The 23,737-nt window shown below is 58.9% G+C and carries 25 protein-coding genes; 21 read left to right on the top strand and 4 right to left on the bottom strand.

What is annotated here, in order from left to right; genetic code table 11:
• Positions 1-125 precede the first annotated feature (125 nt).
• From I6F38_RS08105 to I6F38_RS08065, 9 genes are all read left to right on the top strand, one after another.
• Entirely contained in the window at positions 126-983 is an 858-nt protein-coding gene (locus tag I6F38_RS08105) for a xanthine dehydrogenase family protein subunit M (RefSeq protein WP_225159868.1), read from the top strand.
• 9 nt (positions 984-992) lie between these two features.
• On the top strand, positions 993-1,466 hold the full coding sequence (locus I6F38_RS08100; RefSeq protein ID WP_016844813.1) for a (2Fe-2S)-binding protein: 474 nt from the start codon (positions 993-995) through the stop codon (positions 1,464-1,466).
• Complete coding sequence (locus tag I6F38_RS08095) at positions 1,466-3,757, top strand: xanthine dehydrogenase family protein molybdopterin-binding subunit (RefSeq protein ID WP_035632283.1); 2,292 nt, start codon at positions 1,466-1,468, stop codon at positions 3,755-3,757. Before I6F38_RS08100 ends, I6F38_RS08095 begins: the two co-directional genes overlap by 1 nt.
• A gap of 149 nt (positions 3,758-3,906) precedes the next feature.
• Positions 3,907-4,590: a TetR family transcriptional regulator gene (locus tag I6F38_RS08090; RefSeq protein ID WP_050994231.1), complete on the top strand. Its 684-nt coding sequence runs from the start codon at positions 3,907-3,909 to the stop codon at positions 4,588-4,590.
• A 211-nt stretch (positions 4,591-4,801) separates the two neighbouring features.
• Complete coding sequence (locus I6F38_RS08085) at positions 4,802-5,020, top strand: hypothetical protein (RefSeq protein WP_225159866.1); 219 nt, start codon at positions 4,802-4,804, stop codon at positions 5,018-5,020.
• 23 nt (positions 5,021-5,043) lie between these two features.
• Positions 5,044-5,970, top strand: a complete 927-nt coding sequence (locus I6F38_RS08080; RefSeq protein WP_225159865.1) for an ABC transporter ATP-binding protein — start codon at positions 5,044-5,046, stop codon at positions 5,968-5,970.
• A gap of 32 nt (positions 5,971-6,002) precedes the next feature.
• Positions 6,003-6,758 carry an ABC transporter permease gene (locus I6F38_RS08075; protein ID WP_225159864.1) on the top strand — a complete coding sequence of 252 codons (756 nt, stop codon included), beginning with the start codon at positions 6,003-6,005 and terminating at the stop codon, positions 6,756-6,758.
• Positions 6,759-6,778: 20 nt separating this feature from the next.
• A complete protein-coding gene (locus I6F38_RS08070) occupies positions 6,779-7,882 on the top strand; it encodes an ABC transporter substrate-binding protein (RefSeq protein ID WP_077230983.1) in 1,104 nt (367 codons plus the stop codon).
• Positions 7,883-8,051: 169 nt separating this feature from the next.
• Positions 8,052-8,663 (top strand): TIGR00730 family Rossman fold protein, encoded by a 612-nt coding sequence (locus I6F38_RS08065; protein WP_225159863.1) that lies wholly within the window; start codon positions 8,052-8,054, stop codon positions 8,661-8,663.
• A 165-nt stretch (positions 8,664-8,828) separates the two neighbouring features.
• Here I6F38_RS08065 and I6F38_RS08060 read toward each other — a convergent pair whose 3' ends face one another.
• The 3 genes from I6F38_RS08060 to I6F38_RS08050 form a co-directional block, all read right to left on the bottom strand.
• Positions 8,829-9,665, bottom strand: a complete 837-nt coding sequence (locus I6F38_RS08060; protein ID WP_080686847.1) for an alpha/beta fold hydrolase — start codon at positions 9,663-9,665, stop codon at positions 8,829-8,831.
• Between the two features lie 77 nt (positions 9,666-9,742).
• A complete protein-coding gene (locus I6F38_RS08055) occupies positions 9,743-9,949 on the bottom strand; it encodes a hypothetical protein (RefSeq protein ID WP_225159862.1) in 207 nt (68 codons plus the stop codon).
• A 667-nt stretch (positions 9,950-10,616) separates the two neighbouring features.
• Positions 10,617-11,240: an Lrp/AsnC family transcriptional regulator gene (locus I6F38_RS08050; RefSeq protein WP_016841238.1), complete on the bottom strand. Its 624-nt coding sequence runs from the start codon at positions 11,238-11,240 to the stop codon at positions 10,617-10,619.
• Positions 11,241-11,589: 349 nt separating this feature from the next.
• Here I6F38_RS08050 and I6F38_RS08045 point away from each other — a divergent pair, with 349 nt between their 5' ends.
• From I6F38_RS08045 to I6F38_RS07990, 12 genes are all read left to right on the top strand, one after another.
• Positions 11,590-12,354: an enoyl-CoA hydratase/isomerase family protein gene (locus I6F38_RS08045; protein ID WP_028342724.1), complete on the top strand. Its 765-nt coding sequence runs from the start codon at positions 11,590-11,592 to the stop codon at positions 12,352-12,354.
• Positions 12,355-13,122: a creatininase family protein gene (locus I6F38_RS08040; protein ID WP_225159861.1), complete on the top strand. Its 768-nt coding sequence runs from the start codon at positions 12,355-12,357 to the stop codon at positions 13,120-13,122.
• A 261-nt stretch (positions 13,123-13,383) separates the two neighbouring features.
• Positions 13,384-14,538, top strand: coding sequence for an LLM class flavin-dependent oxidoreductase (locus I6F38_RS08035; protein WP_225159860.1), 1,155 nt, complete (start codon positions 13,384-13,386; stop codon positions 14,536-14,538).
• Between the two features lie 77 nt (positions 14,539-14,615).
• Positions 14,616-15,329 (top strand): enoyl-CoA hydratase-related protein, encoded by a 714-nt coding sequence (locus tag I6F38_RS08030; protein WP_245288815.1) that lies wholly within the window; start codon positions 14,616-14,618, stop codon positions 15,327-15,329.
• Position 15,330: 1 nt separating this feature from the next.
• Positions 15,331-17,199 carry an AMP-binding protein gene (locus I6F38_RS08025; RefSeq protein WP_028342728.1) on the top strand — a complete coding sequence of 623 codons (1,869 nt, stop codon included), beginning with the start codon at positions 15,331-15,333 and terminating at the stop codon, positions 17,197-17,199.
• Between the two features lie 25 nt (positions 17,200-17,224).
• Complete coding sequence (locus I6F38_RS08020) at positions 17,225-17,581, top strand: VOC family protein (RefSeq protein ID WP_016841231.1); 357 nt, start codon at positions 17,225-17,227, stop codon at positions 17,579-17,581.
• A gap of 58 nt (positions 17,582-17,639) precedes the next feature.
• A complete protein-coding gene (locus I6F38_RS08015) occupies positions 17,640-18,194 on the top strand; it encodes a flavin reductase family protein (protein WP_225159858.1) in 555 nt (184 codons plus the stop codon).
• Between the two features lie 60 nt (positions 18,195-18,254).
• Entirely contained in the window at positions 18,255-19,484 is a 1,230-nt protein-coding gene (locus tag I6F38_RS08010) for an ABC transporter substrate-binding protein (protein ID WP_225159856.1), read from the top strand.
• Positions 19,484-20,353, top strand: a complete 870-nt coding sequence (locus I6F38_RS08005) for a branched-chain amino acid ABC transporter permease (RefSeq protein ID WP_028342731.1) — start codon at positions 19,484-19,486, stop codon at positions 20,351-20,353. Before I6F38_RS08010 ends, I6F38_RS08005 begins: the two co-directional genes overlap by 1 nt.
• Positions 20,337-21,374 (top strand): branched-chain amino acid ABC transporter permease, encoded by a 1,038-nt coding sequence (locus I6F38_RS08000; protein ID WP_225159854.1) that lies wholly within the window; start codon positions 20,337-20,339, stop codon positions 21,372-21,374. The genes I6F38_RS08005 and I6F38_RS08000 overlap by 17 nt, the downstream gene beginning before the upstream one ends.
• The gene (locus I6F38_RS07995; RefSeq protein ID WP_028342732.1) at positions 21,371-22,096 is read left to right on the top strand and encodes an ABC transporter ATP-binding protein; all 726 of its coding nucleotides are present in this window, start codon (positions 21,371-21,373) and stop codon (positions 22,094-22,096) included. Before I6F38_RS08000 ends, I6F38_RS07995 begins: the two co-directional genes overlap by 4 nt.
• Positions 22,097-22,103: 7 nt before the next feature.
• Complete coding sequence (locus I6F38_RS07990; protein ID WP_028342733.1) at positions 22,104-22,808, top strand: ABC transporter ATP-binding protein; 705 nt, start codon at positions 22,104-22,106, stop codon at positions 22,806-22,808.
• On the opposite strand, the gene I6F38_RS07985 is transcribed toward I6F38_RS07990, so the two are convergent.
• The gene (locus I6F38_RS07985; RefSeq protein ID WP_225159852.1) at positions 22,793-23,647 is read right to left on the bottom strand and encodes a helix-turn-helix transcriptional regulator; all 855 of its coding nucleotides are present in this window, start codon (positions 23,645-23,647) and stop codon (positions 22,793-22,795) included. The two genes, I6F38_RS07990 and I6F38_RS07985, sit on opposite strands and share 16 nt — an antisense overlap.
• Positions 23,648-23,737 lie beyond the last annotated feature (90 nt).

Genomic DNA, 23,737 nt, shown 5'->3' with positions numbered 1-23,737 from the left:
CGGCCACGCCGTGAAGCGCTGATCCGGCGATGGCTGGGCCGAGCGAATTGCGAGCGCTCCTTTTCGTTCTTATTGGGTCGCGATGCAGACCGTAAGTCGGCCCATCGCGCATTGGTGGAGACAGAATGAAGCCGCCCGCTTTCGAATACGCCGCGCCCTCGACACTGGCTGAGGCCGTCAGCCTTCTCGCTTCGCGCAACGGAAATGCCAAGGTGATTTCCGGCGGTCAGAGCCTGATGCCGATGCTCGCATATCGTTTGGCTGCACCTGAGCTGCTCGTGGATTTGAGGCACCTGAAAGACCTCGCTGCGATCCGGATCGAGGCGGACGGCGTCCGGCTGGGTGCAAAAGTGAGGTGGTGCGATATCGAAAATGACCGGCGGCTCGCGGTCAGCCATCCGCTGCTCGCCGAAGCCATCAAGCACGTTGCCCACTACCAGATCCGCAATCGCGGCACCGTGGGCGGTTCGGTGGCGCATGCCGATCCATCGGCCGAGATGCCCGGCGTCGCCCTGACTTGCGATGCGCGCATGACGATCGTCGGCCCCGCCGGCACGCGCGTCGAGGCGGCGGCGGATTTCTTCACCGGTCCGCTGGAGACCAGCCTTGAGCCGGACGAAATTCTCACCGAGGTGCATTTGCCGGCGTGGCCGGCGGAACGACGGTGGGCATTCCTCGAATTTGCGCGTCGCAAGGGCGATTTCGCGATCGCTGGCGTTGCTCTTCATTACGATCTCGATGGCGGCGGCCGCATCACCGATGCGCATATCGGCGCGATTGGGATCGCCGACCGGCCAATCCGGCTCGCCGAAGCCGAAGCGGTGCTGAATGGCAATCAGGTGACCGATAAGTTGATTGCGATGGCTTCGGCAAAGGCACGGCAAACCGTCGATCCGCCGAGCGACATTCATGCGCCTGGCGCATACCGTGCAGCCCTTGTCGCGACGCTGCTCAGTCGCGGTTTAAAGAAGTCGGCCGTTTAGGAGTTTTAGATGAAGATCGAATTCAGCCTCAACGGAAAACCCGTCAGTGCCGACGTTGAACCTCGTACCACGCTTGCCGATTGCATCCGGGACGATCTTGGCCAAACCGGTACCCACTTGGCATGCGAGCACGGCGTCTGCGGCGCTTGCACGGTGCTGGTGAACGATGAGGCCGTCCGCTCCTGCCTTATGCTCGCAGTCCAGGCACAGGGCGAGCGAGTTGTAACGGTCGAGGGGCTTTCCGGAGATGAACTGACGCCATTGCAGACCGCGTTCCGCAAGCATCACGGATTGCAGTGTGGCTTCTGTACGCCAGGCTTCATCACCACGGCGCATGCGCTGTTGAGCCATGAGCCGTATGCGGACGAGGAGCGGATACGAGAAGTCCTTTCAGGCAACCTCTGCCGATGCTCGGGATATGTCCCGATCGTCGAGGCGGTGCTCGAAGCGCGCAGTTCTTACCAGGTTCCCGGGAGCAAGTGATGAAGGCCTCCAACTCGTATATTGGCCGCCCGATGGAGCGGGTCGAAGACTTGCGCCTGCTTCGCGGCAGGGGCACGTACGTCGCAGACGTCAACCGGCCGAACCAGCTTTATGCGGTGATCTTGCGGAGTTCGACGGCGCACGGCTTGATCAAATCGATCGATAGCAGCGCGGCGCTCGCGCTGCCAGGGGTACATCGCGTACTGACCGGCAAGGATCTGGGGGACAACGTTCCGCGGATTCCGCTGCGCTTGCAGCCGTTGCCGCAGCTCGAAACGTTTCATCAGCCGGTGATCGCCGATGGCAAAGTCCGCTATGTCGGTGAGCCTGTCGCGGTCGTGATTGCCGACAGCGCGGCCATGGCTGAGGATGCGCTGGAGCATATCATTTTGGATATCGAGCCGCTGCCAGCCGTGGCCAATCGCGAGCATGCCGAAGCCAAGCGATCCGTATTGTTCGAAGATCATGGTTCCAACGTCGCGATCACCTGGAAGGCGTTTCGCGGCGATGCCGACGATGCGTTCAAGAACGCGGACTACATCCGCCGGGAGACGTTCAAGGTCCAACGCCACGCTGCAATGTTCATGGAGCCGCGAGGCTTCGTGGCCGAATGGGATGCGGTGGCCGGGAAACTGACGGTGTGGGGCGCGGCAAAGACTGCCTGGCATAACCGCCGCACGCTTGCCGCCCAGCTCGACCTGCCGATCGAGGCGGTGGATCTCATCGAGGTCGATGTCGGTGGCGGCTTTGGTTCGCGTGGCGAGTTCTACCCGGAAGACTACCTCATCCCTGCAGCCGCGCGCATCGTAGGCCGTCCGGTGAAATGGACTGAGGATCGCCGCGAACACCTCATGAGCGCCAACCACGCGCGCGATATGGAATGCGACGTCGAATTCGCGACGACGCGTGACGGTCGCTTCATAGGTCTGCGTGGGCAAATCTGGTCGGATATCGGCGCCTACGTGCGCACCAACGGATCGGTCGGTCCACGGAATATCGCGCAATATATGTGCGGTCCATACTGCATGGAGCATGTCGACCTGAAGAGCTCGATGCTGACCACCAACAAGACGCCGTGCGGGACCTATCGCGGCCCAGGGCGCTACGAGACCGATTTCGTCCGCGAACGCATGATCGATCTGGCCGCCCAGGACTTGAAGATCGATCGGATCGAACTTCGTCGTCGCAATCTGGTGGCCGACGCGCAAATGCCTTATCCGCTGCCTTCGATCACGCCCTACGACAGCTCGACCGAGCTCGATAGTGGCGATTATCACACCGTTTTTGACCGCTGCTTGAAAGAATTCGACTGGGAAGAAAAGAAAAAGCTGAGTGGTAAGTTGATCGACGGTTACTACCACGGCATCGCGATCGGCAGCTTCATCGAGGGTGGCGCGGCGGGGCCAAAGGAAGAAGTGCGCCTGGTGCTGGAAACCGACGGTGCGCTGTCGGTGTATATGGGATCATCCTCGGTGGGGCAGGGCCTGGAAACCATCATGGCCCAGATCGCGGCCGACGCGATGGAGATGCCTTACCACAAGATAACGATCCTTCATGGATCGACCGCCTACGTGAAAGATGGTTACGGGGCGTATCACTCTCGTTCGACCGTGATGGGCGGCTCGGCCATTCTGTTGGGCGCCGAAAAGCTCAAGGAGCTGATCAGGAAAACGGCAGCGGAGCGGCTCGGCTGCAAGCCGGAGGAAGTGATCGTCGATAGCGAACGCGCCAGCTTCGATGGGAACCAGCTTTCGTTTGCGGATCTGTCGGAAGCCCCCCTTGAGGTCGAGGCCGAATTCTTCAATAAAAAATATACCTGGGCTTATGGCACGCAAGCTGCGCACGTCGCCGTCGATCCAGGCACGGGTCATGTCAAGGTGATAGAGGTCATGTCGGTCGAGGATGTTGGCCGCATGATAAATCCGCTGACCTTGCACGGTCAGGCTATCGGTTCGATGGTTCAAGGCCTCGGCGGCGCCTTCCTCGAGCACTTGGTGTATGACGACGAAGGACAGCTCCTGACGGGCTCTTTTGCCGACTATCTGCTGCCCACCGCCTCGGACTTTCCGAAACTGGATTCGGTGACGCTTGAGCTCAGGCCGTGCCCGAACAACCCGCTCGGTGCCAAGGGCGCCGGCGAGGGTGGGCTTATTCCGGTGGGGGGGCTTATGGCCAACGCGGTGGCGGACGCGCTGTCCCATCTCAATGTTCAACCGATGCAGCTGCCGCTGTCGCCGCCGCGGATCTGGCAACTGGTCGAGGAGGCGGAGGCATCGCACGCTAAAACCTAGTCATTTTGCATTTGATTTTCGGGTGCGGTTGCGCTCTGTTCGTGCAGCAAAATGGGAGCGTCCCCAGCCTGAGCGTCGGTGAATGCAAAGGCCGTTGGCGAAATGAATGCTTCCAGGGTATTGCTCTTGTAGACGAAGGGAGCCGCGTCTTGGCGCGTCGTAGCAGTGATCCGGCTCGCGTACGCGAGAAGATCTTGAAGCTGGCGATCGAAGAATTCGCCCGCATCGGGTTCGAGGGCGCACGGGTTGACCGCATCGCGGAGCGCTGCGGTCTCAGCAAGAACATGTTGTACTACTACTTCAAATCCAAGGAAGGCTTGTTTGTCGCCGCCCTGGAGCGGATGTACGAAGACTTTCGTAATCAACAGAGCGATCTTTCGGTGCGCGCGAGTGATCCTGTGCTTGCGCTGAAGCAGCTGATCGAGCACACCTTCGTGGCGCTCGAGAGCAATCCGAATGCGATCCGCCTGCTGAACGAAGAGAACAAGCACCGCGGAAAATATATCCGCAAGTCGAAGCGTATCCGGGAGCTCTACAATCCGCTCGTTGAAACTCTCAGTTTCATCCTGGAGCGCGGTAGTCGAGACGGAACTTTTCGTTCCGGTTTGGACCCCGCAGTCGTGTATCTGACACTCTCGTCGCTGTGCTATCATTACCTCTCCAACCAATACACGCTGGAAAATGCGCTCAATAAAGACTTGAGCTCAGCATCGTCGCGAGAACATTGGCTCAAGCACGTTACGAATCTCGTCCTGCAGTATTGCGTGTTGGATCCCGGCGCGGCGTTAGAACGGAAATCAAACGTCAAAGCGCTCGCAGAGACCCCTGGCTAAGCATTCGTTTCACCCTGTTCGAAGGAAGATGAGCTGCTTCTTACAAGGCATTTCTTGATCGTGCATCAAGCGAGACGCTTGAAAAGAGTGCAGCTGGCAGGGTCTACGTAGAGGTCCATCTCGGTCTAACGCCCTCGATCCGCTCGCCAAGATCTGCTCTTGAGCGGAACCAGCGAACTGTGGCGCGCCAGCTCGCCCGCAGCAGATCACCATGCTGGCAACATTGGAAGTTGAAGCTGACCAACCGCCAGAGCGCAAGGCGAGGGCATTCCGGATGCCTCTTGCGGCAAACTCGAATGTACGTGCGATCACTGGCGGCGACCGGCTCCACGAGCATCTCAACATAAGCGCGCGATCGGGCGATCCTGTCGCGATCAAGGCAGCCCAAAATTCACGCTGGACAAATTCAAAAATTCAGTTAACTGAATAGTCAACAGAAATAGAAAACGGCGCATGTGGCGCATGTGGCGCCTTGGCGTAGTTCTTGCTCCCCTCGAGAGCGACTGTCAGCCCTGTGGGAAGGAAACAATGATTGCTTTGAAAGCTAACGTGGAGGGTGGCGCATATGGCGCTCTGGTTCCGAACGCTGGCGGATCGAAACCGCCGATGATTCACATCGCTGGTCTTGAGAAACGGTTCAGGACGCGTTCCGGCGAAACCGTAAACGCGCTCACAAACGTCGATCTCGATATCCAGGAGAACGAGTTCATTTCGGTGGTTGGTCCGAGTGGGTGCGGCAAGACGACGCTGCTACGCATCCTCGCGGGTCTCGAAGGCGCATCGTCAGGCGTCATTCAATGCGACCAGACACAGATCACTGGGCCGCGCCCGGACGTCGGCGTGGTGTTCCAGCAAGCGACGCTCCTGCCATGGAACACCGTATTGGCCAATGTCCTGTTGTCGGCACACCTCAAGAGCGATCGATCGGAAGCGACGGTAAGGCGCGCCGAGCGCCTGCTGGCATTCATGGGGCTGAAGGACTTCGCGCAGAAGTACCCCTTCGAACTGTCCGGCGGCATGCAGCAACGTGTCTCGATCTGCCGGGCATTGATGCGCGAGCCGCGGATCCTGCTGATGGATGAGCCGTTCGGCGCGCTCGATGCAATGACGCGCGAAGCGATGAACATGGAATTGATGCGGGTCTGGTCCGAAGAAAAGAAGACCGTCATCTTCATCACTCACAGCATCCCGGAGGCGGTGCTGCTCGGCGACCGTGTCGTGGTCATGTCGCCGCGACCGGGCCGGATATCCGAGATCATCGACGTCGACGTTGGCCGGCCGCGTACGCTGCAGACAATGGCAACTCCACGCTTCGGAGAGATCTGCGATCACATCCGGAATATCTTCGGAGCACAATCCTTGACGACGACATCGCTATGAGCAGTCCAATGACCCCATCGCGAGCCCACCTGTTGCAGTCAATCGCCGTCGCCGTGGCGGTGATCGCATTCTGGGAAGGCGTTTGCCGCCTATTCGCGGTCTCGCCCATCGTGCTTCCCGCCCCGAGCTCGATAGTGTTCAGGCTGTATGCGCTGGTCACGAGCGGAATGATCTGGCCGCATCTCTGGGCAACGTTGGTCGAGGTCCTGAGCGGCTTTGTGCTCGGCTGCGCCGCAGGCTTGATTATCGGTGCGATGATCTCGCTCATTCCGGTTTTTGAGCGACTGGTCTACCCCTATCTCGTCGCGCTGCAAACCTTGCCGAAGGTCGCCATTGCGCCCCTCTTCATCATTTGGTTCGGCTATGGCTTGACGTCGAAAATCGTAATCACGGCACTCGTCTGCTTCTTCCCGGTGTTGGTCAGCGTGATCGCCGGCTTTCACTCCACCGATAAAGATCAGCTCGACATGATGAAGGCATTCGGTGCCACCAAATTGCAGACCCTAATGCGTCTGAGGATTCCGTCGGCATTGGTGTTGATCTTTGCCGGCCTCGAGATCGCTGCCGTCCTTGCTGTTATCGGCGCCATCGTTGGGGAGTTCGTTGGCGCTCAGGTGGGGCTCGGCTACCTGGTGGTTACGCTGAACTTCAGCATGGACGTTTCCGGCGTCTTTGCCGTGTTGATCATCTTATCGGCGATCGGCCTGGTGATGCACGGCCTGATGAGGTATGCCGCACGCAGGTACATCTTCTGGATCAGGCGTGGCGATGCGCCAGTCATGACGTGAAACAATTTAGGAGATAGCCGATGTCGACCATGTTGCGTAAGCGCGGACTATTAGGGGCGGCTGCCACCGCGATAATCGTTTATTTCGGCGGAATGCAGAGTGCGAGCGCCCTGGAAAAGGTACGCTTGCTGATTCCAGTTCGCAATATCGACGAAGCGTTCTCACCATTCGTCGTCGCCAAGGAAAAGGGCTATTTCGCATCCGAAGGCTACGACGTTACGCTGATCGCGGTCGGCGGCTCCAACGAATCGGCGATACAAGTGTCGGCGGGCAACGCGGAAGTCGGCGCCGCCTCGCCAGGTGAAGCTCTGGTTGGGGTTCAGTCCGGAAAGCTCGACATTCGATACTTCTACGGGCTCTACTATTCGAACATCTGGTCGGTCGCCGTCCTGCCTGATAGTCCGATCAAGGCGCTCGGCGACCTGAAAGGCAAGAAGCTGGGCGTCCAATCGATGGGGAGCGCCGGTACGACGTTTGGTCGCGCGTTCGTGCAGGCCGCCGGCCTGGATCCCGACAAGGATGTTTCCTTTCTGCCGATAGGTGTTGGAGCGCAGGCCGTCACATCGATCCGTCAGAAGTTTGTCGACGGGGCCGTCTACTGGGATGCCGCGCTCGCCAAGTTCAAGTTCTCCGGTCTCGGCATTCGCGAGCTACCGGTGGCGGAAAATCTGCGCGCGCTGCCGGATGTGGGCTTGCTGGCCCGCACACAGACGATCGAGAGCAATCCAAAGATGTTAACGGGAATTGGACGGGCCGTTGCAAAGGGCTACGACTACTCGATGGCAAATCCCAAAGCTGCGGTTCTGATCACTTGGAAAGCGTATCCCGAGGCTGCATCCAAAAACCCAGACAGCGCTGCAGCGCTTGAGGAAGGAATAACCGTCAATCAGGCACGGCTCGGCATTTGGAATACGCCTAAGATTGGTGACAAACACGGGACGTTTGTCTCCGACGATTGGAATCGGCTAATCAACTTCTTTGTCGACCAGAAGGTCTTACCGGCTCCCATAGCCGTCGATCACGTTCTAACGAACCAGTTCATAGATAGTATCAACAACTACGATCGAACCGCCATCATCAACGATGCGAAGAAGGACGGAAGCTCCAAGCTCCAGGGCGATTGAGGATCGTCACGCTCGGCGCCATACTGATTGCGAGAGGCCTTGTACGGCTACCCGTGCCAAACTGAATATAGCGCATCGCTTTCCCTCGAAACGGGATAGGGCATGTTAGGGCGAAGACGACGGATATCGAGCCCTTGTGACGGCGCTCGTCGGAAAGGTTATCGCCAACATGAGCAAGATCAAAGCAGTCTGCGTCTATTGCGGTTCCTCGCCCGGACACGATCTTGCCTACGTCGAGGCAGGCGAACGATTGGGACGCGCACTTGCTGCATCGGGATTAACGCTGATCTATGGCGGCGGAACCCATGGCGTGATGGGCGCAGTTGCTCGCGGCACATTGGACAACGGCGGCAAGGTCGGCGCGATCATTCCGAGATTTCTCACCAACTGGGAAACGACGACCGACGCGCTCAAGACGTTCGAAGACTTGACGATCACCGACACCATGCACGAGCGCAAGCACAGAATGTTCGAGCGTTCTGATGCCTTCGTGGCGCTTCCGGGTGGCATCGGCACCATCGAAGAAATCGTGGAAATCATGACCTGGGCCCAGCTTGGGCAGCACCGCAAGCCGATGGTCCTGGTGAACATCAAAGGCTTTTGGGCGCCGATGATGGCGATGCTGAACCACATACGCAACGCAGGTTTCCTTCATAGAGACCACCTGCTTCAGCCCATTGTCGTCGATCGTGCCGAGGATGTCATCCCTGCGATTGTCGCTGCCGCTGCTAAAGATGGCGCGCCCAAAGCCGATGGTTCGTCGATCATCGACAAGATGTAGATCTCAACGTCCTCAGACGTCATGAGGCCAGGTGCCGTTGGCTTCTGATGTTGGCCCATAGCGACATGCTGCGCTGCCGCACGAACTTGGTCGCTATAGGAGCAAAGTGGACATAGTCACCACCAGCCACATGCCCCGCTGGTTTATAAGTACACGGCCTAGTGACTATGTGTTCTCTAAAATAATATGGGCGAGCTCTGCCGGCCTAGAGAAGAAGGAAGAATGGCTGGTATCGATGCTAATGATCTTCGCGCCGGGTACATCAGCGGCCATTTGACGTTGGCTTTCAATTGGAATCGCTTTGTCCATTGAACATTCGATAAAAACGCGAGGGATCTTGCCGAACCGATCGGCTGTTATCTCTGACACTACAGCGTAGGGCACGGTGCTAGTGATGGGCACGCAATTCTTGATAGCTATATTGACGTCATGGTCGCTACAATCGCCGTAAAACGCAGCCTTCACGAGGTCGCGCCGGGTTGTATCGAGCTCGAGACCGCGACCGTCGCCAACTAACTTAACTATCGCCAGGATTTCCCTTTTCTGAGGATTAGTGGCATCTGCTTTAGTATAATCCAAGACCGTTTTTCCTTGGGGGACCATGAACGCTGTAAGATAGATTAGCTTCGAAATCTTCTCCGGATACTTCTCCCCTAGATAAGTCAATGTGGCGCCGCCCATGCTATGGCCGAGCAATACGACAGGCTCTCTTGACTCTTGCAGCATTTTCTCTACGGGCTGCACATATTCTCCCATAGTCGAAAAGCTATCATATCGGCTCTCGTCGAATCCGTGTGACTTGAGGTCAGGCGTGGCCACAGCGCAACCCGCTTCAGCCAGAAAATTGCTGACTTTTTCAAAACAAGCGCCCCAGTGCCATGATCCGTGGACCATAATTATCTTCTGCCTGGTCGGCGGAGACGCTTCTGCCGATACTGCAGAGGCGGAGATGACAGAAAAAGCAGTTGCACCAGCAATTTTGAGCGCGTCACGTCGTTTCATAAATGTTTCCCCAAGTAGCTGTCGTACGGAAGTCGGTCGGGCATCGGAAGGCAATCCGACGGGCCGCCGCGAGCGATTTAATGCTCCAATTCGCCACCCCGAGGTCGGCTGCGAAGCTGGCCGGTATGGGCGGCCCAAACGCTGCTCAGTATCTCGTATTCCGAGACGTCCAGCGGGTGATCGATAGGCGGATATTGAGCTAAGTTGCGCTGCAACGCTTCCAGCTGCTTGGCCAGCCCGCACCTCAGTGCTTCAAATACTCGCCGAAGTTTTTGAGAAGTCATCTAGTGTCTCCGAAGCAATAGTCGCCAGTGGCGGCCGCTTGGACCATTCGTCGACGGGTCTGAGGAGGGTCTGTCCAACCGTCACACACCAAACAGCCTCCGGTCTACGCGCGGATTTCTCCGCTCTAAAACGGTAACGTGGGCTCCCTTCATCCCTCGGGATCGCGCGGCGCGTATATTGCTAGATTGTGTTGACGGTATGGTCAACATGATTCATGGCAAATGCACCTCGGTACAGCGTACCGAATCGTCGGCGGGTTGCTGGCACTCATTAGCGATGACTCAATTTGTGCGACAGGGTCGAAAATGAAGCCGGAATTAAAGCGAGCGGCGTTGGTGTTGTTGGGGCGGCGCCGTGATGAACTTCACGGGTGGCGCGTCGGCGGGAGGAGAAATACGGGCCGGGCGGATACGTAGATTAAATCGGTCAAATGATCCCATGTAGATCCGCAACGTCCAGGGGGCCAGTTGGCTTCGTGGCGTCTGTAGTCCGCATGGCACCAAGTTGAAGCCCACTTGAACCACGCCTCGATTGCGGGCTTTGGTGAAGAAGGCCGAGGGGCTCTGCAGGGATTAGACCCAAGTGCGGTGGATCTGTCTACGTTCATGGAATCCTAGCGGAAACGATTGTCTACCAGATCTGATCGTTGTGAGTTTCCTGGTTGGCTCAGCTTGCACCTACCGACGGCTTATCCGCGTGCGACAATCCGAACGTCACGCTATGCTCTGGCCTTGCGGGAAGGGCAGTGGCTTCGCACTTTGCCTTGGCGGCACCATACCTCGCCGTCGATTGACACGGTCTGATCTGGACAGGGCGCGTCGTGTCGATCGGGAGCACCGTCTTGTACGAGATCTTCTTCAAGGCAAGATTGGATTTGATGCTGGATACACCCGAAATGCGCGATAGCTTGTTTACGATGAGATCTTCGAGGTCCTCAATATCCGAAGCCATGACGCGGAGCAGATAGTCGTTATCACCAGTCATGAGATAGCATTCCATCACTTGCTCCATGCGATCGATTGCACGGGTGAAGTTATCGAGTGAGTTCTGTACTTGCTTTTCGAGCCTCACCTGGATGAATGCGGTCACGCCAAGACCCAGCACGGAGGCATGGAGGATTGTAATTCTGCGATCAATCACGCCAAGCTTTTCGAGGTTTTTGACCCGGGCGAGGCAGGGTGAAGGAGAGAGGTTAACTCGAGCGGCGAGTTCGACGTTGGTCAGGCTCGCGTTCTGCTGCAATTCGTTCAGGATCTTGATATCGATTCTATCCAGCGCCACCACGGTCATACTGTAGTCCTCCTATGGGCAAACGATACGACTGTCGAGGCCTCCCGTCCCGCGCGTTGCTCCGCACGGTGACATCTCGATGACAGCGATGCTAACGCTTCCCTCGGTTGCGGAATTTCGACAAAATGCCGACTTGTATCTAAAAACTGACAATCTGATCGGTATCCATGTTGCTTATCAGGCGTTGGAATCGTGAGAAAAATCGATCCCACATAGAATAGGTGAATCCGCGCCGAAGCGGCAGAACCTGCGGATTGGGGAAGCTCCGGCGAATGTTTGTGTTGCCGTATCTGAAAACGATCAGCAGATTCGGCAGATTACCAAGGGGAATTTTGGCTAGCCTGCAAGCATGGCAAGCTCCGATATTCTGCTGATAGATCGCGACGCCGACGTGGTTGTGATGACGATGAATCGTCCGCCGGCGAACGCTCTGAATATTGACCTGATCTCCGTCCTTCTGGATCGAATTCAATCCTTCGCACGAGATGAGGCTCCGCCGGGTATCGTCCTGACGGGACGTGGAGATCGCTTCTTCAGCGCCGGCGGCGACATCAAGGAGATCGCGACCGTCGAGGTGGCAACGCCACGGTTAAGGATGTTTCACGCGCTGCTGTGTGAAATGGAAAGGTATCCGAGCCCATTCATTTGTGCCGTTCGCGGTTACGCCGTGGGAGGAGCCTTCGAGTTTCTGCTGCATGCAGATTACGTGGTGGCAAATCCCGAATGCCAGGTCGGGTTCCCGGAGATCAATCATGGGCTGCTTCCCGCCGTGAAGGGCATGCGTCAAGCGGGGCGAATGCTCGGCCAGCGGGCTGCCAAGGAGTTGCTGTATTGGGGAGAGTTGATCGACGCGTCAAAAGCCCTCAGACTGGGTGCGGTCGATCAAATCGTTGACACGGACGAGGTTGCCAACAGAGCCAGATCGATTTGTCGTCAGCTCCGAAGCAAGGACAGAAAGCTGTTCGCGGCGATAAAGCGGTCTTTGAATCTCACCGGTCAGATGAGTGACGGTGAACTAGACGACATGACGATCGCGGATCTGCCGGCGTATCTGGACGAAGAGGGTTCTGCCGAAGCCAGAGCCCGCTTTCTGGCGAAGAACAAGAAGGTCTGAATGAGCGAGCCTGGATGGATGGGCGATCTGCGCCTGGAGCTCATGACATTCGAAGATGTCTCGATGGCTCTGAGCAGCGGGTTCCACACTGTGGTCGTACCTTGCGGGGCCGTGGAGCAGCATGGACCCCATCTGCCGCTTTGCATGGATGCGGACCATGCGGAAGCCCTCGCCACCTTGGTCGCCCGCCGCCTCGGTCGAACGCTTATTGCCCCGACAATAAGGGTCGGCTGCTCTTCCCATCATCTGACGTTTCCCGGCACCATATCGATACGTCCCGAAACGCTCGAGGCGTTGTGCTCGGACTATTGTGCCAGCCTGATGCGGCACGGCTTTTCCAGAATCATCTTCTTCTCTGGCCATATCGGCAACTTCCCGGTCCTCAGGGACATGATGCCGCGCCTTCGCGGGAGCGTTGAAGGACGAGCACGGATCGATGCTTTCGTCGATTCCGAGGCGTGGATGAAGGGGTGGCGGGAAGCGGTCTCCGCTGCCGGTGGCGATGAAGCCGCGGTAGGCGGCCACGCCGACATCGCCGAAACGTCACTGATGATGAAGATTCGTCCAGACAGCGTACGTATCGATCGTTTCGAACCAGGCCACATCGGTCTGCTGTCGCAGCACCAGCTGGAGCTGATGTGGAGGAACGGCATTTCCTCCGTCACGCAGAACGGGGTCCTCGGAGATCCTCGTGGTTCGACGGTTGCGATCGGGGAAAGCTGTCTTGAGCACATAGCCGACCTCCTGGTCGACGCGTTCGAAGACTGACCCGCTTCACACCTTCCTGCACAGCTTGAGATTTGCGCATCCGAACGAGCGGAAAAGGCTCGTCGTCAAGACGTGTGCGCCGTCGAGAGCAGGCCGTGAAGCCCACGGCGAAAGACGGCTCCGTGCGCGCCACTGGCGAGCCCATGTTCACAGACAGCACAAAATTTTGAAAGTCGGGCGTCGACGAGCCGTATTCGGAGGAAAATTTCGCCGGTTCTGCAACATTGTTTCGTCCATCAGGTACGCCGGAAGGACAGCAGAATGGCACTCAAATTTGGGTTCTGGTCGGAGCAGGAAACTCAGGTCGGGCAAAGCTACGCCCGGCGGCTTCATGAACTCGTTGATGAGGTTCGCCTCGCCGAGAAGGTGGGTTTCGATTGCGTCGCGCTCTCTGAGCAGCATGTTGCGCTTGGCGGCATTTCCAGCTCGGCACCGGAGGTCGTCTACGGGTACCTCGCCGCGGTGACGTCGCGCGTCAAGCTGCGTTCCGCCGTTACCCTCATGCCTCAGCGGATCAATCACGCGCTGCGCTCCGCGGAGCGTCTGGCGGTCACCGATATCCTTTCGCACGGTCGCATGGAGTTTTATGGCGGGCGCGCGAATACGACGATTGCCATGCGGGCATTCAATGTCGATCCGGCTGAAACGCTCGCACAGATGGAAGAAGGAATCGCGCTTCTCCGCAAGTCGATGCGCGAAGACATTTTCACATTTGAGGGCAAATACTACCAGATCCCTCCGCGTCAACTTGTGCCGAAGCCGGTCCAGAAGCCGTACCCGGTGATCGGCATAGCGGCCACCAGCGAGCGCAGCCACAACTGGGCGGGCTCCGAGGGATTGGCCGTGATGAGCCACTCGATCTATCAGGGCTGGGAAGTCCAGAAGAAATTGCTCGCCGCCTATCGCGGCGCCTGGAAGCGCGACGAACACGGCCCGCTCGATCGTCCCCGCATCGGCATCCCGCTATTCCTCGGCATCGGTCCCACCGATCAGAAAGCCAAGGACGATTACGCTGAACCGCTCATGCACTATGCGCGGATCTCGACGGATGCGTATCCGCGCCTGGCGAAGCTTGCGGACGACTATTCCTACATGAGCGAGAGCGTCCCGTCGATGGAGCGCGCCGGGCGAGACTGGGACTATCTCCTGAATCACTCCGCCACGACCGTGTGCGGAGCTCCGGATACCGTCATTCGCCAGCTCGAACAGTATGAAGCGCTCGGTGTGGATGAGGTGCTTCTGCACCTGGATTCGGTACCTCACCACAAGATCATGGAGGCGATCGACATGGTGGGGCGCTACGTGATCCCGCATTTCAACGACAAGAACAACGTTGTCCGTCCCACCGAGGAAATTCTCGACACGATCCGGGCAATGCGGCCGCAGAACTCCGGGTCCTCGAAGAAGGCAGTGTAAGGAACAGGTCCATGTTAGAAGCGAAGTACGAATATCTCCTCATCGAGAAGCGCCCGAGCGGTGTCGCGGTCGTGACGATGAACCGTCCCGAGATCCTCAACGCGATCAACTGGGACATGCATGACGAGCTCGAGCAGGTGTTCGTCGATCTCGATCGGGACAAATCGGTCCGGGCGATCGTGCTGACCGGAGCCGGCCGTGGTTTTTGCTCCGGTGGCGATCAGAAGACGCTGGACAAGAGCCCGATCCCGTCGCCGACCCGCGGCGGACGCCACCTGGTCCGCAACATGCTAGAAGTGGAGGCTCCAATCATTGCCGCCGTCAATGGCGTGGCCGTCGGTCTCGGCGCAACGCTTGCCCTGATGTGCGATGTGATCTTTGCGCAATCGACCGCCCGGTTTGCCGATACCCATGTCACGGCCGGCGTCGTGGCGGGCGATGGTGGTGCGGTCATCTGGCCGCTTCTGATCGGTCCGGTCCGCGCCAAGCACTATCTTATGACGGGCGCCTTCGTGTCCGCCGAGCAGGCTGTTGCGATGGGCATGATCAACGAAGCCGTTTCCGATCGTGATGTCCGCGAGGTGGCGATCGAATACGCGGAAATGCTGGCGAGCGGTCCACGAGAAGCAATCATCTGGACGAAGTATTCGGTGAACAAGATTGTCAAGGAGTTCGCGCATCTCCTGTTGGACACGTCCACCGCCCTGGAAACCCTTACGTTCGCTACGCCCGAGCGTCGCGAAGCGGTAGCCGCCTTTGCGGAGAAGCGCAGGCGTTTCGCGGAGCGGTGACATGAATGTCGGGTCCATTACGTCCGGTGCCCAGCTTGCTTCGGTAACTCTTCCGCAGCTTCTGCAAGCCCGACGCATCGAGAGACCAACGGCCGTCGCATATCGCCAGAAGCGCGCCGGCGAATGGATATCGGTGTCGTGGCACGACTATGCGACGAAGGTGTGCCGGCTGGCGGGTGCCCTCCAGATGGCGGGACTCGCGCGTGGTGATCGCGTCGCCATCATGGGAGACGTGTCCCAGGAATGGCTGCTCGCCGACATGGCGACCATGTGCGCCGGCGCCGTGACCGTGGGCGTGTATTTCACTTCATCCGTCGAGGAGGTGAACTACTACCTCGGTGATTCCGGAGCCCGTTTTGCCTTCGTGGGAGACGAGACGCAGTTGCGGACGCTGCTGGCAGCCAGCACCGCGGCGACGCTCGAGAAAATCGTCGTGATGGATCCGTCGTGGACCGGCGAGCTCAGGGCGAAGAACATCGTCTCGTTTGCCGAGTTCTATGAGCCTGTTTCATTCGATTGCGACGCCTTTCTTCGCGAGCAGGTCGCAGTTGCCAAAACGGACGAACTGGCGAGCATTGGTTACACGTCGGGTACCACGGGGTATCCCAAAGGCGCCATGCTGACGCACCTGTCATTGCTCGCAGGTGGCCACGTGCAGACGACATTCCATCCGACCATTCGGACCGAAACCCAGCGGCTCGTGGTTCATTTGCCGATGTCGCACACGGTCGCGCGAGCCCAGGCAACCACGTTGCCATTGCTGTCCGGAGCCGTTCCTCACTTCGGGGAAACGACCGCGGGGTTCGCGCAGACGATCCGGGAAGCCAAGCCGACGTACTACATGGCTCCGCCTCGCTTCTACCAGAGATTCGCAACCCAGATCCTCAGCGTGGTGCACTCGGCCAGCGCCAAGCAAAGGAAAGATTACCAACTGGCGATGCGGATCGCGCGCAAGGCGCTCGATGACCGCCAGGCGGGGCGGACGCCGGACCAGTATCTCAGCGATCTGTTCGCGGCATGTCGCAGGCACATCTTCGGTCCGCTTTTGGCGGAGGTTGGTTTCGACGAACTGAAGATCGCCTATACGTCTTCCGCGCCGATGCCATCGGAGGTCATGACGCTTTGGCAGCTCTGGGGGTTGAATCTCAAGGAGTGCTACGGGCAGACCGAGATGGTGGGCGGAAATCTCGTCCAGATGGTGGACTGGCCGAAGGCCGGCAGCGTCGGCATTCCCGTTCAGGATCCAGCCTGGGAAACCGCGGTGCTGGAAGACGGCGAGATGATCGTTCGAGGACCGGGCTTGTTTACTGGCTATTGGAACAAACCCGAGGAAACCAGATCCGCGCTGCGAGACGGATGGCTGTATACCGGCGATATCGCCGAAATCGCGCAGGATGGAAGCTTCAAGCTCGTCGATCGGAAGAAGGAGATCATCAACACGTCCGGGGGGAAGTCGGTCAGCCCGACCCAGATCGAGAACGAAATTCGGCAGAGCCCCTACATTTCCGAAGCCGCCGTCATTGGCGAGGGCAAGAAATACCTGACGGCTCTTATCGAGGTCGACGCCACCGCGACGATGGATTGGGCCAGGTCGCGGGACACCGACATCGCGCAATACGCCGACCTCGCAAAATCCGAGATCGTCATCCGGATGATCGAAGGCGAGGTCGCAAAGGCGAACAACCGCCTGGCACGCGCCGAGCAGATCAAGGCCTTCCGTATCCTTCCCGAAGAGCTCTCTCCCGAGAATGGTGTCATGACGCCGACGCGAAAGAAGCGCCGCAAGCAGCTGATGGAGCGATATCGAGCGCTGATCGACACGCTCTATGACGAATCCGAGGAGAAATTGATCAAGGCGCAGGTCGGATAATCGGCGCGGAAAGCATCGGTGCAAAATGAAGGTCAAGCACGTCTATCTCACCGCCAGTCAACCGGCGAAGCTTGCGGAGTTCTACGCGAATACCGGTCTCACCATTCGCTTTGCGGATGGTGAACGCTGGATCCAGTTCCGGAGCGAGGGTGCGGCCTTCTGCGTTTCCGGAATGGAAGAGTCCGCCTCGATTCCATCTGCAAACGCGGTCGTGGTTTTTGAAGTCGAGCAGCTGGAATCGGTAGTCGAACGCGCCATCGCTGCGGGCGCGACGCTTGTTGCTCCCGTTCGGGACATGGGCGGTCACGGACGCGTGGCGCAAGTTTGCGATCCCGAGAGCAATGTCATCCAGTTCTTCGAAGCTGCCAAAGCGGATCGATAGCATGATGCGTACAGGGACTTTACTGAGGCCTCGACACCATTTCGCGGAGCCGGACGTGATGAATGAGTTGATGTCGGTCGACCCGACAAAGGGTCTCGAAGGTGCTCGACTGATCGACGGTGCTTCCTTCAAGACGGCGCTCAGAAATGTCAGCGGGAGCGTATCGATCGTGACGTCCGGCCGCGCGCCGGAACGGCATGGCTTGACGGTCACTGCCGCGTCATCGCTTTCAGTCGACCCCTCGACCGTCCTGGTGTGCGTCAACAAGTCGGCCGGAGCTCATGACACGATCGTCCGGACCGGATGTTTCGGTTGGAACCTGTTGACCGCGAGCCATGTGGACCTCGCGCAAAAGTTCGCAGGGCTTGATGGAAGCAAGGGGGACATTCGCTTCAGCGAGGGCAGCTGGGCGGAATTGGTATCTGGCTCACCGATCCTGATCGGTTCGCTGTGCAGCTTCGACTGCCAGGTCATCGGCATGCATCCGGTGGGGACCCACACGGTCTTCTTCGGCGCGGTTCTCGGCGAGGTCCATCAGGACCACTACGAAGGGCTGATTTACCGGCATGGCAGGTTCGCGATTCCGCAAGTGCTTCCCGAAGCAGGTCGATGAGCCTGCTTCGGGAGCAGCGATCACCGTCCATAAACATACAGCAGCGAGGGAGCAAGGCAGATGGGGAATATCCTCGGCAAGGATTTGACGCGGCGCACCGTTCTCGGGAGCGGAATGGGCCTCGCCGCCGGCTTGATGCCATGGCATGCGAGCGCTGCATCTCGCACCGTCAAGGTTGGTTCGATCATGCCCAGCAGCGGCGTGTTGGCCTTCCCGGGCCAGGCTTGCGTGCGCGGAATCAATCTTGGCGCCAAATTCGCCAAGGAGCGGTTCGGCGTCGAGATGGAAATCGTTCACGCGGATACGCAGAGCAAACCGGAAAACGGCCGAATCGCTGCGGACAACCTGATCAGGCAGGGTTGCACCGTCCTCATTGGAGCATGGGACTCGGGCGCTACGATTTCGGCGCTTCAGGCGGCCGAAGCCGCCAAGGTTCCGATGGTCGTGCACATTGCGAGCGCCACCCAGGTCACGTCGCAGGGATTCACCCAGGTATTTCGTTTCTATCCGACGTCGCTGACGATCGTTCGGCAATCGTTGCTCGAATTGAAGGCGATCCTTTCGAGTGTCGAAAATCCGCCGAAGAGCGCTGCAGTGCTGCACCTCAACAACACGATGGGGCAGTCGACGGCCGCGAGCATCGATCAGGCGTGGAAAGAGGTCGATGTACCGCTGAAGATCGCCGAATACATTCCCTACGACGAAAAGGCGCGGGACCTCTCCGTCGAGGTCGCGAAGGCAAAGGCCTCGGGAGCGGATGCGCTGGTGTCTGTGACGCGCGTCAACGACGCTATCATGATCACCCGCGAATGCATCAAGCAGGGGTGGAATCCCAAGCTGATCTTTTCGCCGAACTCAAACGGCGTGCAGGACAAGGCGTACTATAACGCGCTCGGCAAATATGGAGACGGCGCCATCCTGTCGACCGTCTGGTATAACCCGAAGGCGCCGGACACCGCCGCAATCATCAAGAGCTTTGAGGCCGGCTATCCAAACGAGTGGCTGGACGCAAATTCCGGATGTGCCTTCGAGGCGGTCCAGATCGTCGCCGACGCGGTCATCCGGGCAAATTCGTCAGTCTCCTCGGAAATCCATGCCGCTCTCAGGAAAACCGACCTGAATCCGGTCCTGATGTACAGCGGCAAGATCAAGTTCGACGAGAACGGACAGAACATCAATAGTGCCGTTACGATGCTGCAGGGACAAGGCGGAATGCCGAAGGTGATTTCGCCGCGGGCTATCGCCGACGCAAGCCTGCAGTATCCGCTCAAGCCGTTCGAGGTCCGCTAATGGCCTTGCTCTGGGCAAATGTGGTCATAAGCGGGGTCCTGATAGGCTTGGTATACGGGCTGATCGCACTCGGCCTCACGATCATCTTCGGCGTGATCAGGGTCGTGAACTTTGCCCACGGCGCGATGGTGGTGTTCGGCCTTTACATCGGGTACTGCACCGGACTTTGGTGGGGCATGCCGACTATCCTGGCTGCGTTGCTGGCCGGCATCCTGATGTTCGCGGTCGGCTATTACCTGGAAAGCGTAGTGGTGACGCGGTTCGTCACCCGACCGCATCATGTGCAGTTCATCCTGTTCATCGGCATCTCGCTCCTGTTCACGGGAATCCAGCTTCTTTGGTTCGGGCCGGATCCGCGCCCTTCCGTGTCGCAGTTGTCCTTTGAAACGATCTCCTTGGGAGGCATTCGGATCGATCTGGCGCGCTTGCAGGCTGCATGTGCCACGACCGTTCTGATCCTGGCTTTGGCCGCATTTCTCAAATACTCCTTGTTCGGTAGATACATTCGAGCGGCGGCCGACAATCGACTTGGCGGTTTGATCGTCGGGATCCCAATTCCCAAGATCTATGCGATCACGTTTGGAATTGGCACTGCGTGTGCCGGCTTCGCCGGCGCGCTGATCTCGCCGCTGTTCGATGCGCAGCCCTATCTCGCTGTCGATTTCACGCTGCTGGCGTTCGTGACCGTCATCGTCGGAGGCCTTGGAAGCTTCGTCGGGGCTCTGATCGGCGGCTTGACAATCGGCGTGACCGAGGCCGTTGCCGCACTCATTGTCGCACCGTCCATGAAGACTGCCTTGTCGTATGCCTTGCTGATCGTGGTGCTCATTCTGCGTCCAAGAGGGTTCTTCGGTGCAAAAGAGATTTGAGTCTCGCCCCGACTTCGTCGGCGCGGCAGCCGGCATGGCATTGTTCGCCGCACTCGCGCTGCTTGGCGCCGTGTTCAATTCATATTTGGTCTCTCTGCTGACGATCGTATTCATTTTCGCTTTTATCGGGCAATCCTGGAGCCTGATGCTTGGTCTGGGTGGGCAGCTATCCATAGGGCACGCCCTGTTTGTCGGAATCGGTGCCTATTCCGTTGCGGTGCTCGATATCAAGTATGGCCTTAGCCCCTGGCTCGGGCTGCTCGTGGGATCGGTGATCGCCGGCGCGGTCGGTGCTGCGCTCGCCTGGTTGAGCTTCCGCTTCGAGGTGCGGGGAATCTACTTCGGCCTGTTGACGATCGCCGCAGCTGAATTTGCCCGAGTGATGTTCGGCGGTTGGGATTTTGTGGGGGGAATGCAGGGCCTGTTCTTTCCGGCTCAGTCCGGCGAGAGTTCCCTGCTGATGCTGCGCGGCGGCGCTCGCTTCTATTATTTTGTCGCGCTCGCCGCCGTTGCGGTCGGTGTAGGCGTAACGGCGCTCATCAGGAAGTCCTTTCTGGGATATGTGTGGCGAGCGATGCGCGATGACGAAGATGCGTCAAGGGCGCTCGGAGTAAGGACCTTCCTTCACAAGGTTCTGGTTGTATCGATCTCCGGAGCATGGGCTGCGATTGGCGGTGGTCTTCTGGCCCTGGTCCAGGGATCGATTTTTCCCGACTCGATCATGGGAATGGGGATTTCCGTCGACGTCCTGATCGGGCCGATCGTGGGTGGTCTGGGAACGGCGTTCGGTCCGCTGCTCGGGGCGCTCATCATAATCCCCCTGGATCACCTGATGAGCTCCTTCAGCGACACCATTGGTCTGCCCGGATTGAACAATGTCGCCTACGGCATCGTTCTGATCGGTGTCGTCTGGCTGCTGCCGGATGGCGTGTGGCCGGCGCTGCTCGGCCACTTTGAGGCGAAGAAGGAAGTACGATCAATTCGCAGTCGAATTGTCCAGACCCAGGAGGTCGGACAATGACCGCGCTTCTCGAGCTCAACAATGTTTCGAAGCGCTTCGGCGGCTTGCTTGCGGTCGACGGCGTCAGCTTCAGTTTGAAGGAGCGCTCCATCACGGCTCTCGTCGGTCCCAACGGGGCCGGCAAGACGACCTGCTTCAACATGATTGCCGGGGCGTTCCGGCCGACTGCCGGTACGATACGCTTTGAAGGCGAGACGATCTCCGGACGCGGCGCGGAGGCGGTATGCCGTCTGGGCATTGGGCGGACGTTCCAGATCGTCCGGCCGATGCGCGATATGACCGTGCTGGAAAACGCGATGGTCGGAGCGTTCAGTTGGACGAGAAAGGTCTCCGAAGCGAGGGAGGCCGCCCTGGATACGCTGGAGACGGTCGGTCTTGCGCCAAAGGCCAACGCGTCGATCAGCCAACTGACGCTTCCCGATCGAAAGATGCTTGAAACGGCAAAGGCTCTCTCGACACGGCCGCGCCTGTTGCTGCTTGACGAGGTGATGGCCGGGCTCCGTCCAACCGAGGCCGCGGCCGTCGTTCGCGTTCTCCGTCGCCTGGTAGAGCGCGGACTGACGATAATGCTCGTCGAGCACGTCATGCGAATTGTGATGGAGGCGGCGGAGAATGTCGTTGTTCTGCATCACGGCGCGAAAATAGCCGAGGGAGCCCCCGTGTATATCGTGAAGCATCCCGAAGTTCTGGCCGGATATCTTGGGGACGGCTTCCGTGGCTAAGGAACCCCTGTTGGCCGTCGAAGGGCTAAACGTCGGCTATGCCGGATCGGCCGCTCTCAACGACGTCTCTCTTGCCGTGCAGGCAGAGGAGCTGATCTGCGTCATCGGAGCCAACGGTGCCGGAAAGACGTCCTTGATCCGCACAATTGCGGGCATCGTCTGCCCGACAAGGGGGCGGATAGCCTGGCGGGGCAGAGACATCGTGGGCATGTCGCCCTGGGAAATTTGCGAGCTCGGCATCGCCCAGGTCGCCGAAGGGCGCGAAGTGTTCCCGAATCTCTCGGTAGAGGACAATCTTCTGATCGGAGGATCGTTGAAACGAGCGCGGGGCCGCCGGGACGCCAATCTGCGGCGGGTGTATGAATTGTTTCCGCGTCTGGATGAGCGGCGGCGACAGTCGGCAGGAACGCTGTCGGGCGGCGAGCAACAGATGCTTGCCATCGGCAGGGCGATGATGTCCGAACCGGAGATGATCATGTTCGACGAGCCTTCGATCGGACTTTCACCCGCGCTGACGACCGTGATGTTCGACGTCGTCAAGAAGCTGCATAGTCACAGGATAACGATTCTGCTCGTGGAGCAGAACGTAGCGAGCTCCCTCGCCATCGGAGATCGGGGTTATGTTCTCGAGAATGGCAGCATTGTTCTCGAGGGAACCGGCGCGGGCTTGCTTTCCAACCAGGATGTAAGGCGCGCCTATCTGGGGCTGTAGTCGAAGGATGTGCGCTCTGTAAGGAAGCGGCGCGGGCTCTTTCCCAGGGTCTTTTTGAACATCGTAATGAACGCGCTCGGAGATTCGTACCCGAGATCGAGTGAGACGGTCTGGACGGACGCGCCCGCGGACAGGCGCTGCAGCGCGACCAGGATGTGGAGCCGCTGCCGCCAGCGGCCAAATGTCATTCCGGTTTCCTTCACGATCAAACGCGCAAGCGTACGCTCGCTCATTGCGTAACGTGCGGCCCATTCATCAAGCGTGCTCCTGTCTCCGGGCTCGTGCAACAATGAAGCCGCAAGTTGCTGGAGGCGACTATCTGCGGAAATCGGCAGGTACATCTGCTCTGTCGACATCTGCACGAGTTCGTCGAGAAGGACGCGGCCGAGCCGGCTGGTCGGGCCTTCGATCGGATACAGGGGCGGAAATGCCGCAAGACGCTGGATCAGCTCTCGAACGAGAGGTGAAATCGTGAATGTGCAACAAAAATCCGGAAGCTTGCTTGCGGAAGGCTCGATGAAGACGACGTAGATTTTGCCGAAATCGGACACGCAGTTGCTGTGCAGTACCCCGGCGGGAATCCAGACCGCCCCCTGAGGAGGAACAATCCAGAGTCCCCCTGGCGCCCGGCACATGACCGATCCGCGCGAGGCGACCACCAATTGTCCCTTCTTGTGCGAGTGCAGGGGCAGCTCGTCGTCGTCTTGTCTGGTCTCGATGCACATCGAGACGACGGGGCGATCGAAATAGTCGGGATCGATGGGAGTATAGTTGATCCGGAGATCGGGAAGTTTCAGCCTCGGAAGGCCATAGTCGTCATCGGCGGCGGATATCTGCATCGCGTTCGCTCGCTTGGGCCCGGGAATCAACCTTCCACATCTTGAGCGGCCGGTCGCTGGGTCGGCTCGCAACGGCGTTCCAACACAGCA

This window comes from Bradyrhizobium sp. BRP56 (assembly GCF_020194035.1).
Lineage (GTDB): Bacteria > Pseudomonadota > Alphaproteobacteria > Rhizobiales > Xanthobacteraceae > Bradyrhizobium > Bradyrhizobium australafricanum.
The sequence above is the reverse complement of the archived record's forward strand: the minus strand, read 5'-3'. Positions and strand labels throughout refer to the sequence as shown.

What these genes read in the sequence shown, in the direction of transcription:
- I6F38_RS07995 (WP_028342732.1), top strand. Translation starts at nt 21,371, where the DNA reads ATGACCGCGCTTCTCGAGCTCAACAATGTTTCGAAGCGCTTCGGCGGC.
- I6F38_RS08065 (WP_225159863.1), top strand. Translation starts at nt 8,052, where the DNA reads ATGAGCAAGATCAAAGCAGTCTGCGTCTATTGCGGTTCCTCGCCCGGA.
- I6F38_RS08070 (WP_077230983.1), top strand. Translation starts at nt 6,779, where the DNA reads ATGTCGACCATGTTGCGTAAGCGCGGACTATTAGGGGCGGCTGCCACC.
- I6F38_RS08060 (WP_080686847.1), bottom strand. Translation starts at nt 9,665, where the DNA reads ATGAAACGACGTGACGCGCTCAAAATTGCTGGTGCAACTGCTTTTTCT.
- I6F38_RS08105 (WP_225159868.1), top strand. Translation starts at nt 126, where the DNA reads ATGAAGCCGCCCGCTTTCGAATACGCCGCGCCCTCGACACTGGCTGAG.
- I6F38_RS08025 (WP_028342728.1), top strand. Translation starts at nt 15,331, where the DNA reads ATGAATGTCGGGTCCATTACGTCCGGTGCCCAGCTTGCTTCGGTAACT.
- I6F38_RS08050 (WP_016841238.1), bottom strand. Translation starts at nt 11,240, where the DNA reads ATGACCGTGGTGGCGCTGGATAGAATCGATATCAAGATCCTGAACGAA.
- I6F38_RS08020 (WP_016841231.1), top strand. Translation starts at nt 17,225, where the DNA reads ATGAAGGTCAAGCACGTCTATCTCACCGCCAGTCAACCGGCGAAGCTT.
- I6F38_RS08010 (WP_225159856.1), top strand. Translation starts at nt 18,255, where the DNA reads ATGGGGAATATCCTCGGCAAGGATTTGACGCGGCGCACCGTTCTCGGG.
- I6F38_RS08040 (WP_225159861.1), top strand. Translation starts at nt 12,355, where the DNA reads ATGAGCGAGCCTGGATGGATGGGCGATCTGCGCCTGGAGCTCATGACA.
- I6F38_RS08035 (WP_225159860.1), top strand. Translation starts at nt 13,384, where the DNA reads ATGGCACTCAAATTTGGGTTCTGGTCGGAGCAGGAAACTCAGGTCGGG.
- I6F38_RS08045 (WP_028342724.1), top strand. Translation starts at nt 11,590, where the DNA reads ATGGCAAGCTCCGATATTCTGCTGATAGATCGCGACGCCGACGTGGTT.
- I6F38_RS08100 (WP_016844813.1), top strand. Translation starts at nt 993, where the DNA reads ATGAAGATCGAATTCAGCCTCAACGGAAAACCCGTCAGTGCCGACGTT.
- I6F38_RS07985 (WP_225159852.1), bottom strand. Translation starts at nt 23,647, where the DNA reads ATGCAGATATCCGCCGCCGATGACGACTATGGCCTTCCGAGGCTGAAA.
- I6F38_RS08080 (WP_225159865.1), top strand. Translation starts at nt 5,044, where the DNA reads ATGTGGCGCATGTGGCGCCTTGGCGTAGTTCTTGCTCCCCTCGAGAGC.
- I6F38_RS08030 (WP_245288815.1), top strand. Translation starts at nt 14,616, where the DNA reads ATGAACCGTCCCGAGATCCTCAACGCGATCAACTGGGACATGCATGAC.
- I6F38_RS08015 (WP_225159858.1), top strand. Translation starts at nt 17,640, where the DNA reads ATGAATGAGTTGATGTCGGTCGACCCGACAAAGGGTCTCGAAGGTGCT.
- I6F38_RS08085 (WP_225159866.1), top strand. Translation starts at nt 4,802, where the DNA reads ATGCTGGCAACATTGGAAGTTGAAGCTGACCAACCGCCAGAGCGCAAG.
- I6F38_RS08055 (WP_225159862.1), bottom strand. Translation starts at nt 9,949, where the DNA reads ATGACTTCTCAAAAACTTCGGCGAGTATTTGAAGCACTGAGGTGCGGG.
- I6F38_RS08005 (WP_028342731.1), top strand. Translation starts at nt 19,484, where the DNA reads ATGGCCTTGCTCTGGGCAAATGTGGTCATAAGCGGGGTCCTGATAGGC.
- I6F38_RS08095 (WP_035632283.1), top strand. Translation starts at nt 1,466, where the DNA reads ATGAAGGCCTCCAACTCGTATATTGGCCGCCCGATGGAGCGGGTCGAA.